The sequence below is a fragment of the Streptomyces sp. NPDC059002 genome, assembly GCF_042740435.1.
In the GTDB taxonomy this organism is placed as follows: Bacteria; Actinomycetota; Actinomycetes; order Streptomycetales; family Streptomycetaceae; genus Streptomyces.
In genome coordinates this window covers 134,807-146,640 of the sequence record NZ_JBHYJI010000013.1, presented here as the reverse complement: position 1 = coordinate 146,640, position 11,834 = coordinate 134,807, and the positions used below count along the sequence as shown (strand labels likewise).

Sequence of the window (11,834 nt, the reverse complement as noted above, 5' to 3'; positions counted from 1 at the left end):
CTGTCCGACCGGTCGTTGGGCGGACGGGGGTTGACGGGGTGCGCGTCACGACGGAGGCTTGAGCCGGATTTGTACGGCACAAGAGGTGACCATGGAGCACACACCACCCGGGCGTCCCACCGGGCTCGCGTCGTACGTCGACGCGTGGCACCCGGCCCCGGTCACCACGCAGGACCCGCTGCCCGCCGCGCCCGCCGCCGCGCTCGGCGCGGTCCTCGATGGGCCCGACACCGCCCCCGGGCACGGCGCACCGCTGCCGCCCCTGTGGCACTGGCTGTACTTCCTCGACTGGCCCGCACAGGCGCGGCTCGGCGCGGACGGGCATCCGGCGGACGGCCACTTCCTGCCGCCGGTCCCCGACCGGCGGCGGATGATCGCGGGCGGCCGGGCCGAGTTCACCGCGCCGCTGCTCGTCGGCGCCCCGGCCCACCGCGCGAGCAGCCTCGTCGCGACGCAGGTCAAGCACGGCCGCACCGGCGAGATGGTGTTCGTGACCGTACGGCACGAGATCAGCCAGGAGGGCACGGTCCGCGTCGTCGAGGAGCAGGACGTCGTCTACCGCAGCGGCGAGGACGCGCGCCGCCGCACCCGCTTCGGCCTCGACACGGCGGACGCCCCGCCCGCGAAGGCACCCTGGCGGCTCACCCTGCGGCCCACCCCGTCGCTGCTCTTCCGGTTCAGCGCCCTGACCGCCAACGCGCACCGCATCCACTACGACACTCCGTACTGCAAGGACGTCGAGGGTTATCCCGGGCTCGTCGTGCACGGCCCGCTGCTGGTGCTCCTGATGCTCCAGCTGGTCCGCGAGAACGCCCCGGGGAGGACGGTGCGGTCGCTGTCCTACCGGCTGCACGAGCCGCTGTTCGCGGGGGAGCAGTTGGTGGCTTCGGGGGAGCCGGATGCGCCGGAGGGTGCGGCGGGCCCGGGTGCTGGCGCGGCCGTGTCGGAGGGCGCCGAGTTGCGCGTCGCGAGCCGGCGCGAGGGGCGGCACGCGGGCGCTCGGGTGACGTTCGCCTGAGGCGGTGGGCCCGGGGAGCAGGTCCGGGGCCGGGGCGGGGCCGTGGCCAGCGCCTGTAGCGGTCCCGACGTACGCCGGACGCACGGCCGACGCGCGCCCGAGGCGCACAGTTCAGCCGGCGCCGTCACCGTGCTGAAGGTGCGGCGCCGCCGCGGCGCCGCACCACGCGTCCGCATCCGCAGAGACACCACGCTCCGAGAACGGAACTGTCATGTCCTCGACATCGCTCGTTTCGCCGGCCACCAGCTCGTACGTCACCTCCCTCGCGGACACCACCGAACAGATCCGGGCGGCCCAGCGGCTGCGCCACCGGGTGTTCGCCGAGGAGATGGGGGCGACCCTCGACACCCCCCTGCCCGGCCACGACATCGACGCCTTCGACGACCACGCCGACCACCTGATCGTCACCGACACCTCGACCGACGAGGTGGTCGGCACCTACCGGATGCTGCCCCCGGGACGGGTCGAACGGTCCTACTCCGACGGGGAGTTCGACCTGAGCGCGCTCAGCGGACTGCGGCCGTACACCGTCGAGGCGGGCCGCTCCTGCGTGCACCCCGACCACCGCTCCGGCGCCGTCATCAACCTCATGTGGTCCGCGCTCGCCCGCTACGTCATGCTCTCCGGACACCGGTACCTGGCGGGCTGCGCCGCCGTGCCGCTGGCCGACGGGGGCCGGGCGGCGTCCAGCGCCTGGCTGCTCGGCACGGCCAAGCACGCGTCGCCGCCCGAGCTGCGGGTGCACCCGCACAACCCCTGGGTCCCCGGGGGCCCCACACCGGACCGCCCGACCTACGCCGACCTGCCGCCCCTGCTGCGCGGCTACCTGCGCCTCGGCGCCTGGGTGTGCGGCGCCCCCGCCCACGATCCGGAGTTCGGCGTCGCGGACTTCTTCGTCGTCCTCGACATGGAACGGCTCAGCGCGCGCCACCGCCGCTACTTCCTCGGGGAAGCCGGCCGGTGAACCCCTGGACGGTCGACCCCGGCTGCCCGGCGAGCTGCGCCGCCGACCCGGACCCGCGCGTGCCGCTCGGTGAACTCGCGCGCCGGTACGCCGCGTTGACGTACACCCTGACCCGGGCCGTGGCCCGGGGAGACCGGCTCGCCGAACCCACGATCCTGCGGGCCGAGGCGCGCGCGGTGCTCGGAGCGCTGGGGGTCGGGCTGGAGGTGGTGGGCGCCGAGCGGCTGAGCGCAGCAGGCGGCAGTGGCGCCGGAGGAGGCGGCGGTGGGGTGCGGGCAGGCGGCGTGGGGACGCTCGTCGTCGCCAACCACATCTCCTGGCTCGACGTCATCGCCCTGCTCGCCGTCGAGCCGGTCAGCGTCCTCGCCAAACAGGAGGTGGGTCAGTGGCCGGTGATCGGCACGCTGGCCCGGCGCGTGGGCACGCGGTTCATCGACCGGGAGGGCAGTCCGCGCCGACTTCCCTGCGCGGTCGCGGAGTTGACCGACGTCCTGCGGGCCGGTACCTCGGTTCTCGTCTTTCCGCAGGCGACGACCTGGTGTTCGGTGCCGGGCGGCCGTTTCCGGCGGGCCGCGTTCCAGGCGGCGGCCGACGCGGGCGCTCCCGTGCGTCCCGTGACGGTCGCGTACCGCCAGGGCGCAGTGCCGAGCACGGCGGCGGGCTTCCTCGGCGACGAGGACTTCACCAGCTCGCTGCGCAGGGTGGCGGCGGCCCGCCAACTGACCGTGCGGATCACGGCACATGACCCGCTGCGGGGCAACGACCGCCGTGCGCTGGCCGCCGCCGCGCGACGGGCCGTCGTGGTGGGAGGCGTGGTGCGTGAGGGGCTGTGTGAGGGGGTGACCCTTCGATAGAGGCCTCCTCGTCGCCGGTTATGGCGACCAGGCCTTCGTGCGGGCCGGACCCGGGCTCAGGAAGCCGTCCGCTCCTTGCGCCCGGATCCCGTCGAGCCCCGTACGACCAGTTCCGGCAGGAAGACGAACTCCCCGTGCGGTGCGGGCGTGCCGCCGATCTCCTCCAGCAGGGCCCGGACCGCCGCCTGGCCCATCGCCTGCACGGGCTGGCGGATCGTGGTCAGCGGCGGATCGGTGAACGCGATGAGCGGGGAGTCGTCGAAGCCGACCACCGAGACGTCCCGCGGGACGCTCAGGCCCAGGTCGCGGGCGGCCCGGACGGCGCCGAGCGCCATCATGTCGCTGGCGCAGACGACGGCGGTGCAGCCGCGGTTGATGAGGGTGGTGGCCGCGGCCTGGCCGCCCTCCAGGGTGTAGAGGGAGTGCTGGATCAGCTCCGCCGACTCCTCGTCGCTGAGGCCGAGTTGTTCGAGCAGGCCGAGCCGGAAGCCCTCGATCTTGCGCACCACGGGGACGAACCGCTTGGGGCCGACCGCGAGTCCGATGCGGGTGTGGCCGAGCGACGTCAGATGCGTGAGGGCGAGGCGCACGGCGGCGCGGTCGTCCGTCGAGACGAACGGGGCCGCCACATCGGGGGAGAAGCCGTTGACGAGTACGTACGGGACGCCCTGGGCGCGCAGTACTTCGTAGCGCTCCATGTCCGCGGTGGTGTCGGCGTGCAGTCCGGAGACGAAGATGATGCCGCTGACGCCGCGGTCGACCAGCATCTCGGTCAGCTCGTCCTCGGTGGAGCCGCCGGGGGTCTGCGTGGCGAGCACCGGCGTATAGCCCTGGCGGGTCAGGGCCTGCGCGATGACCTGGGCGAACGCGGGGAAGATCGGGTTGTCCAGCTCGGGCGTGATGAGTCCGACGAGTCCCGCGCTGCGCCGGCGAAGGCGTACGGGGCGTTCGTAGCCGAGTACATCGAGGGCGGCGAGCACCGCCTCGCGGGTGCCGACGGCCACTCCGGGCTTGCCGTTGAGTACGCGGCTGACGGTGGCTTCGCTGACCCCCGCGTGGGCTGCGATGTCGACAAGCCGTGCGGTCATGGCACTGGACTGTACCTGTCGTCGAAGGGATTGCACACCGCTTGTGAAAGCTTGCGGAAAGAGCTGTCTTGCAAGAGTCTTGCAGGCGGCTTCAACGCCCCTGAGACACCGGGCGGCCCGGTCGACGCGGAGCGATTCGCCCCGTGCGCCGCAGCTCTCGCACCTGTCAAGCGCGGTGCGGGCAACGGTCAGGACACGCAGACGTAACGATCATTGGCTCTTGCAGAAAATTGCCGCAAGGTCTTTCGGCGGCATTGCAACGCTGTTACGTTCCTGGCAACCCGGCGCCGCGTCCAGAGCGGCCAGCAGGAGGCACCTCTTCGTCTCCCCGTGATTCCGGGATCAGTTGAAGGAGTTCACATGCGGCGTGGCATAGCGGCCACCGGGCTGATCGCGGCCCTGGCCATGACAGCGGCAGCGTGCGGGGGCGACGACGAGGGCAGCGGCGGCAGCAAGGGCGGGAAGCTCTCCGGCACCGTCACCTTCTGGGACACCTCGAACGACGCCGAGAAGGGCGCGTACGAGAAGATCGCCAAGGGCTTCGAGGACCTGCACCCCGACGTCAAGGTCAACTATGTGAACGTCCCGTTCGGCGAGGCCAACGCCAAGTTCAAGAACGCCGCGGGCGGCAACTCCGGTGCCCCGGACGTGATGCGCACCGAGGTCGCCTGGACCCAGGACTTCGCCTCGCTCGGCTATCTCGCCCCGCTCGACGGCACGGCCGCGCTCGACAAGGCGGACGACTACCTGCCGCAGGCCGCCGCGAGCACCAAGTTCAAGGACAAGACCTACGCCGCGCCGCAGACCATCGACACCCTGGCGCTCTTCTACAACAAGAAGATGCTCAAGGACGCCGGGGTGGCCGTCCCGAAGTCCTTCGACGAGGTGAAGTCCGCCGCGAAGAAGATCAAGTCCAAGTCCGGCAGAACCGGCCTCTATCTGCGCGGCGACGACCCGTACTACTACCTCCCGTACCTCTACGGAGAGGGCGGCGACCTCCTGGACACCAAGAACAAGAAGGTGACCGTCGACGGCCCCGAGGGCGCCAAGGCCTTCGCCGTGATGAAGGACCTGGTCGACTCCAAGGCGGCGGTCACCGACGCGAGCGACGGCTACAACAACCAGCTCAACGCCTTCAAGGACGGCGACGTCGCGATGGCCCTCGACGGCCCCTGGTCCATCGAGGGCGCCCTGAAGGGCAAGGAGTTCAAGGGCGACAAGGACAACCTCGGCGTCGCCCCCGCCCCGGCGGGCAGCGTGCGCCAGGGCGCCCCGCAGGGCGGCTGGAACCTCGCCGCGTACGCCGGGTCCAAGAACCTCGACGCGTCCTACGAGTTCATCAAGTACATGAGCTCCGCCAAGGTGCAGCAGCAGACCACCGAGCAGCTCAGCCTGCTGCCGACCCGCACCTCCGTCTACGACGTGAAGTCCGTCAAGGACAACCAGATGGTGCAGTTCTTCAAGCCCGCCGTGGCCAAGTCCGTGCAGCGGCCGTGGATCCCGGAGGCCAACGCGCTCTTCGAGCCGATCCGGCTGCAGCTGGAGAAGGTGCTCAGCGGCAAGTCCTCGCCCGAGAGCGGCGCCAAGGGCATCGGTGACGCCTACCGCAAGCTCCTCAAGGACTACAAGTAACAAGGAGGGCTGACCGACCCATGGCTGTCGAGTCCGGCCGGTCGGTGGCGAAGGCCGCGGATGCCAGCAGCATCCGCGGCCGCGGCCCCCGGTCCGGCAAGAACCCAGGGCGGCTGCGCAGGACGCTCGCCACCCACTGGTACGCGTGGGCCATGGTCGCCCCCGTGGTGATCGTGATCGGCGTGATCGTCGGCTATCCGCTGGTGCGCGGCATGTATCTGTCGACGACCAACGCGAACGAGGCCAACGTCGAACGGCACATCGGCGTCAACGACATCCCGGCCACGTACGAGTCCGTCGGTCTCGACAACTACCGGGCGATCCTGTCCGACGGCGTCTTCTGGGACCGGCTCACCTGGACCGTGGTGTGGACCGTCTCCTGCGTCGCGCTGTCCTTCGTGCTCGGTCTCGCGCTCGCCACCATGCTCAACCGCAGGCTGGCGGGGCGCTCCTTCTACCGGATGGCGCTGATCCTGCCCTGGGCGGTGCCCGCCTTCGTCTCCGTCTTCACCTGGCGGCTGCTCTTCAACGAGAAGAAGGGCCTCCTCAACAAGATCCTCGAAGGCGGCGGCATCGACGCGGTCCCGTGGCTCAACGACCCGACCTGGGCGAAGCTTTCGGTGATCACCGTCAATGTGTGGCTCGGTGTGCCGTTCATGCTGGTCGCCATGCTCGGCGGTCTGCAGTCCATCCCCGGCGAGCTGTACGAGGCCGCGGAGATGGACGGCGCGAACGCCTGGCAGCGCTTCCGCCACATCACCCTGCCGGGGCTGCGCTCCGTGGCCAGCACCGTGATCCTCATCAGCGGCATCTGGACCTTCAACATGTTCCCGGTGATCTTCCTGCTGACCAGGGGAGGACCGGGAGACGCCACCGAGATCCTGGTGACGTACGCCTATCGGCTCTCGTTCGTCGTCAGCCCACGCGACTTCGCGGGCTCCGCGGCCTGGGGCGTACTCATCCTCGCCCTCCTGTCGATCATCGCGGTGGCCTACCGCCGCGCGCTCCGCAAGCAAGGAGAGGTGTGGTGAGCACCCTGAACACGAAGAAGCGGAAGGTCACGGGGCGCGACGAGCGCGGGCCGCTGGCCTCGGTCGCCCTGCACGCGACCCTGCTGCTCGCCGCCGTCATCGCGGTGGGGCCGCCGCTGTGGCTCCTGGTCACCTCGTTCAAGCCGGAGAGCGAGGCCTTCTCCACCGAGCTGGTCAAGGACTTCACCCTCGGCAACTACGACCACGTCCTGAACGACACCGAGTTCCCGAACTGGCTCCTCAACTCCCTTGTGGTGGTGGGCCTGACCACGGTGATCGGCGTCTTCATCGCGGCGACGACCGGTTATGCGGTGAGCCGCTTCAAGTTCCCCGGCATGCGGCCGCTGATGTGGCTGCTCCTGATCACCCAGATGTTCCCGGTCGCGGTGCTCATCGTGCCGCTGTACAACCTGCTGGCCAACCTAGGCCTGCTCAACCAGCCCATCGGGCTCGTCGTCACCTATCTGACGATCGCGGTGCCGTTCTGCGCCTGGATGATGAAGGGCTACTTCGACACCATCCCGGTCGAGATCGACGAGGCCGGGCGGGTGGACGGACTCAATCCGTTCGGCACCTTCTGGCGGCTGATCGTGCCGCTCGCCAAGCCGGGCCTCGCCGTCACCGGGTTCTACAGCTTCATCACCGGCTGGGCCGAAGTCGCCTACGCCTCCGCGTTCATGACCGGCGAGGAGAACCTCACGCTCGCCGGGGGACTGCAGACCTTCGTCAACCAGTACACCAGCGACTGGGGTTCGCTGACGGCGTCGGCCGTGATCGTCGCGGTGCCCGCCGCCGTGATCTTCGGCTTCGCCCAGCGCCACCTCGTCTCCGGTCTGACGGCGGGCGCGACGAAGTCCTGAGGCCTCCCGCCGCACCCACCCCACTCGATCTCCCCAGGGAAGACATGACCCAGCATCTCGCTGCCCCTGCCGCCCCCACCACCCAGACGCACCCGGACTGGTGGCGCGGCGCGGTGATCTACCAGGTGTATCCGCGCAGCTTCGCCGACGGCAACGGCGACGGCATGGGCGACCTGGCGGGCATCCGCAGCCGGCTGCCGTACCTCAGGGACCTCGGCGTCGACGCCGTCTGGCTCAGCCCCTTCTACGCCTCGCCGCAGGCCGACGCCGGATACGACGTCGCCGACTACCGCGCCATCGACCCGATGTTCGGCAGCCTCCCGGACGCCGACGCGGTCATCCGCGACGCCCACGAGCTGGGCCTGCGCATCATCGTGGACCTGGTGCCCAACCACTCGTCGGACCGGCACGACTGGTTCAGGCGCGCGCTGGCCGAGGGCCCCGGATCCCCGCTGCGGGAGCGCTACCACTTCCGCCCCGGCAAGGGCGCCGACGGTGAACTCCCGCCCAATGACTGGGAGTCCATCTTCGGCGGCCCCGCCTGGACCCGGGTGCCCGACGGCGAGTGGTACCTGCACCTCTTCGCGCCCGAGCAGCCCGACTTCAACTGGGAACACCCCGCCGTACAGGACGAGTTCCGCTCGATCCTGCGCTTCTGGCTCGACATGGGCGTGGACGGCTTCCGCGTCGACGTGGCCCACGGCCTGGTCAAGGCGGCCGGGCTGCCCGACATCGGCAGCGCCGACCAGCTCAAGCTGCTCGGCAACGACGTCATGCCGTTCTTCGACCAGGACGGCGTGCACGAGATCTACCGCAGTTGGCGCCGGGTGCTCGAAGAGTACGCGGGTGACCGGATCCTCGTCGCCGAGGCGTGGACCCCGACGGTCGAGCGGTCCGCCCACTACGTACGCCCCGACGAGATGCACCAGGCCTTCAACTTCCAGTACCTGGGCACCTCGTGGGACGCGGAGGAGCTGCGCGAGGTGATCGACGCGTCGCTCGACGCGATGCGGCCCGTGGGCGCCCCCGCCACCTGGGTGCTCTCCAACCACGACGTGACCCGGCACGCGACCCGGCTCGCCAACCCGCCGGGCCTCGGCACCCAGCTGCGGACCGCGGGCGACCGCGAACTCGGTCTGCGCCGCGCCCGCGCCGCGACCCTGCTGATGCTGGCACTGCCCGGCTCCGCGTACCTCTACCAGGGCGAGGAACTCGGTCTGCCCGACGTCACCGATCTGCCCGACGAGGCGCGCCAGGACCCGTCCTTCGTCCGCGCCAACGGGCAGGACGGCTTCCGGGACGGCTGCCGGGTGCCCATCCCGTGGACCACCGACGGATCGTCGTACGGCTTCGGGACCGGCGGCAGCTGGCTCCCGCAGCCCTCCGGTTGGGGCAAGCTGAGCGTGCAGGCACAGACCGGCGACCCCGGCTCGACCCTGGAGCTGTACCGCAGCGCGCTCGCCGTGCGCCGCGCGGAACCGGGGCTCGGCGCGGGCGGATCCATCGAGTGGCTCGACGCCCCCGAAGGGGTGCTCGCCTTCGCCCGCGAGGGCTTCGTGTGCACCGTGAACACCACCGCGGGGACGGTACGGATCCCGGCCCCCGGCCGGGTCCTGCTGGCCAGCGAGGAGGCGGAGGTCGAGGGCGGTGCCGTGCGCCTGCCCGCCGACACCGCCGTCTGGTGGGCGGTGTGACGGCTTCCGGTACGCCGCGGGACGCCAAGGGCGGCGCCCCGCGGCTCCTGGACATCGCGGCGCAGGCCGGCGTCAGCGAGGCCACCGCGAGCCGGGTGCTCAACGGCAAGGCGGGGGTCGCCGCGGGCACCAGGCGCCGGGTGCTCGCCGCCCTCGACGTCCTCGGCTACGAGCGCCCGACCCGGCTGAGGCGGCGCAGCGCGGGCCTGGTCGGCCTGGTCATCCCCGAGCTGACCAATCCGATCTTCCCCGCCTTCGCGCAGGTCATCGAGCAGGTGCTCGCCGGGCACGGCTACACCCCGATGCTCTGTACGCAGATGCCGGGCGGCGCCACCGAGGACGAGCTGGTCGAGCAGCTGGAGGACCGCGGCGTCAGCGGCATCATCTTTCTGTCGGGGCTGCACGCCGACATGACGGCCGACACCACCCGCTACCGCGAACTGGCCCGCCGCAAGGTGCCGTTCGTCCTCGTCAACGGATACAACGAGGACATACCGGTGTCCTTCGTCTCGCCCGACGACCGCGCGGCCGTCCGCATGGCGGTGCGCCATCTCGTGGACCTCGGGCACGAGCGGATCGGCCTGGCGATCGGCCCGACGCGGTACGTCCCCTCGCGGCGCAAGGCGGAGGGGTTCACGGCGGCGCTGCACGGCATGCTCGGCCTGGCACAGGGGGAGGCCGAACGGCTCGTGCAGCGCACCCTGTTCAGCGTCGAGGGCGGGCAGGCCGCGGCCGGTGCCCTGCTCGACCTGGGGTGCACGGCGATGGTCTGCGGCAGCGACCTGATGGCGCTCGGCGCCGTGCGGACGGTGCGGGAGCGCGGCCTCACGGTGCCCGGCGACGTCTCCGTGGTCGGCTTCGACGACTCCCAGCTCATCGCGTTCACCGATCCGCCGCTGACCACGGTGCGCCAGCCGGTGCAGGCGATGGCGACCGCGGCGGTGGGCGCACTCCTGGAGGAGATCGACGGAAACCCCGTGCACCGCACGGAGTTCGTCTTCCAGCCCGAACTCGTGGTGCGGGGCTCCACGGCGCAGGCGCGACGCTGAAACTAGCACCGGTGCAATCCCTTGCGGAAGGCTTCGCACCCCGTGATTCCCCTGGGTTTCCGGGCTGTGTCCAGAGGGTTGACCCAGTGCTGGGGGCGCCCTACGGTCCAACCTGCAACAACTTGTGCTGACTTGCTGAAAGCGCCTTCACCACGCAGGAGGTACCCATGCCAGGCCGCCCCATCAAGCGCCGCAGATCCGTCGCGACCGCGCTCGCCCTGACGGTGGGGGTCGTGGGCAGCGTGTTCGCCGGGGCTCCCGGGGCCCAGGCGGCCCCGCCCGGCGGCAAGGACGTCACGGCGGTCCTCTTCGAGTGGGACTTCGTATCGGTGGCCAAGGCCTGCACGGATCAACTCGGCCCGGACGGCTACGGATACGTCCAGGTCTCGCCCCCGCAGGAGCGGATCAAGGGCGAGGCCTGGTGGGCCGCCTACCAGCCGGTGAGCTACCGGATCGGCACCCGGCTCGGCGACCGCGCCGACTTCAAGAACATGGTCGACACCTGCCACTCGGCCGGGGTGAAGGTCGTCGCCGACGCGGTGATCAACCACATGACCAACGCCAACGGCACCGGCTCGGCGGGCTCCACCTTCACCAAGTACGACTACCCCGGCACGTACTCCGGCGCCGACATGGACGACTGCAGGGCCGACATCAGCAACTACCAGGACCGCTGGAACGTCCAGCACTGCGAACTGGGCGGCCTGGCCGACCTGGACACCGGCGAGGAGTACGTACGCGGCCGCATCGCCGCCTATCTGAACGACCTCCTCTCGCTCGGCGTGGACGGCTTCCGCGTCGACGCCGCCAAGCACATCCCCGTCGACGACCTGAAGAACATCAAGTCGCAGCTCACCGATCCAGGTGTCTACTGGAAGCAGGAGACCCTGTACGGCGCGGGCGAGGCGGTGTCGCCGAGCGAGTACACCGCCACCGGTGACGCCCAGGAGTTCCGGTACGCCTGGGACCTGAAGCGGGTCTTCACCAACGAGAAGCTCGCCTACCTCAAGAACTTCGGCGAGGGCTGGGGCTATCTGCCCAGCGGCTCGGCCGCGGTCTTTGTCGCCAACCACGACACCGAGCGCCACGGCCAGACCCTCACCTACAAGGACGGCGCCGACTACACCCTCGCGCACGTCTTCATGCTGGCCTGGCCCTACGGCTCCCCGGACGTCCACTCCGGTTACGAGTTCGTCGACAACGACGCCGGATCGCCGGGCGGCGGCCGGGTGAAGTCCTGTTACAGCGACGGATGGAAGTGCCAGCACGCCTGGCCGGAGATCCGCTCCATGGTCCCGTTCCGCAACACCGCGAGCGGCACGGCCGTCACCGACTGGTGGGACAACGGCAACGACACGATCGCCTTCGGCCGCGGCGACAAGGCGTACGTCGTCATCAACCACGAGGGCTCCGCGGTCGACCGCACCTTCCAGACCTCCCTCGCGGCGGGCACGTACTGCGATGTGCAGAGCGGAAGGAGGGTCAGCGTGAACGGCGCGGGCCAGTTCACCGCGTCCGTCGCCCCGAACACCGCCCTCGCGCTGCACACCGGGGCCAAGGGCTGCTGACACCCCCTCGTACTCCTCAGGCCGTCCCCTCAGGCCGCCCCCTCAGGCCGTCCCCCCCAAGCCGTACCCCTCAAGG

General features: G+C 70.8%; 9 protein-coding genes and 1 pseudogene. 9 read left to right on the top strand and 1 reads right to left on the bottom strand.

From position 1 onward, the window contains the following. Positions 1-91: 91 nt before the first annotated feature. The 3 genes from ACFWZ2_RS15195 to ACFWZ2_RS15185 all read left to right on the top strand — a co-directional run bounded on the left by ACFWZ2_RS15195 (position 92) and on the right by ACFWZ2_RS15185 (position 2,836). Positions 92-1,018, top strand: coding sequence for a hypothetical protein (locus ACFWZ2_RS15195; RefSeq protein ID WP_384545639.1), 927 nt, complete (start codon positions 92-94; stop codon positions 1,016-1,018). Between the two features lie 211 nt (positions 1,019-1,229). Continuing rightward, positions 1,230-1,982 (top strand): GNAT family N-acetyltransferase, encoded by a 753-nt coding sequence (locus ACFWZ2_RS15190; protein WP_384545637.1) that lies wholly within the window; start codon positions 1,230-1,232, stop codon positions 1,980-1,982. After that, positions 1,979-2,836, top strand: coding sequence for a lysophospholipid acyltransferase family protein (locus ACFWZ2_RS15185; RefSeq protein ID WP_384545635.1), 858 nt, complete (start codon positions 1,979-1,981; stop codon positions 2,834-2,836). The genes ACFWZ2_RS15190 and ACFWZ2_RS15185 overlap by 4 nt, the downstream gene beginning before the upstream one ends. Before the next feature lie 56 nt (positions 2,837-2,892). Here the strand turns inward: ACFWZ2_RS15185 and ACFWZ2_RS15180 are convergent, their stop codons facing one another. Next, positions 2,893-3,924 (bottom strand): LacI family DNA-binding transcriptional regulator, encoded by a 1,032-nt coding sequence (locus ACFWZ2_RS15180; RefSeq protein WP_384545634.1) that lies wholly within the window; start codon positions 3,922-3,924, stop codon positions 2,893-2,895. Positions 3,925-4,284: 360 nt separating this feature from the next. Between ACFWZ2_RS15180 and ACFWZ2_RS15175 the strand changes: the two genes are divergently transcribed. From ACFWZ2_RS15175 to ACFWZ2_RS15150, 6 genes and pseudogenes are all read left to right on the top strand, one after another. Beyond that, positions 4,285-5,556 carry an extracellular solute-binding protein gene (locus ACFWZ2_RS15175; protein WP_384545632.1) on the top strand — a complete coding sequence of 424 codons (1,272 nt, stop codon included), beginning with the start codon at positions 4,285-4,287 and terminating at the stop codon, positions 5,554-5,556. Positions 5,557-5,576: 20 nt separating this feature from the next. Beyond that, positions 5,577-6,587, top strand: coding sequence for a carbohydrate ABC transporter permease (locus ACFWZ2_RS15170; RefSeq protein WP_384545630.1), 1,011 nt, complete (start codon positions 5,577-5,579; stop codon positions 6,585-6,587). Then, positions 6,584-7,447 carry a sugar ABC transporter permease gene (locus tag ACFWZ2_RS15165; RefSeq protein ID WP_384545628.1) on the top strand — a complete coding sequence of 288 codons (864 nt, stop codon included), beginning with the start codon at positions 6,584-6,586 and terminating at the stop codon, positions 7,445-7,447. The genes ACFWZ2_RS15170 and ACFWZ2_RS15165 overlap by 4 nt, the downstream gene beginning before the upstream one ends. Before the next feature lie 44 nt (positions 7,448-7,491). Further along, the gene (locus ACFWZ2_RS15160; RefSeq protein WP_384545627.1) at positions 7,492-9,141 is read left to right on the top strand and encodes a glycoside hydrolase family 13 protein; all 1,650 of its coding nucleotides are present in this window, start codon (positions 7,492-7,494) and stop codon (positions 9,139-9,141) included. Further along, positions 9,129-10,190 (top strand): LacI family DNA-binding transcriptional regulator, encoded by a 1,062-nt coding sequence (locus ACFWZ2_RS15155; protein WP_384545625.1) that lies wholly within the window; start codon positions 9,129-9,131, stop codon positions 10,188-10,190. Before ACFWZ2_RS15160 ends, ACFWZ2_RS15155 begins: the two co-directional genes overlap by 13 nt. 167 nt (positions 10,191-10,357) lie before the next feature. After that, positions 10,358-11,755: pseudogene (locus ACFWZ2_RS15150) on the top strand (alpha-amylase family protein); the annotation flags it as partial. Between the last annotated feature and the right edge of the window lie 79 nt (positions 11,756-11,834).

Excerpts from the sequence above, each read along its gene's own strand:
- ACFWZ2_RS15195 (WP_384545639.1), top strand. The coding sequence starts at position 92 with ATGGAGCACACACCACCCGGGCGTCCCACCGGGCTCGCGTCGTACGTC.
- ACFWZ2_RS15190 (WP_384545637.1), top strand. The coding sequence starts at position 1,230 with ATGTCCTCGACATCGCTCGTTTCGCCGGCCACCAGCTCGTACGTCACC.
- ACFWZ2_RS15180 (WP_384545634.1), bottom strand. The coding sequence starts at position 3,924 with ATGACCGCACGGCTTGTCGACATCGCAGCCCACGCGGGGGTCAGCGAA.
- ACFWZ2_RS15175 (WP_384545632.1), top strand. The coding sequence starts at position 4,285 with ATGCGGCGTGGCATAGCGGCCACCGGGCTGATCGCGGCCCTGGCCATG.
- ACFWZ2_RS15170 (WP_384545630.1), top strand. The coding sequence starts at position 5,577 with ATGGCTGTCGAGTCCGGCCGGTCGGTGGCGAAGGCCGCGGATGCCAGC.
- ACFWZ2_RS15160 (WP_384545627.1), top strand. The coding sequence starts at position 7,492 with ATGACCCAGCATCTCGCTGCCCCTGCCGCCCCCACCACCCAGACGCAC.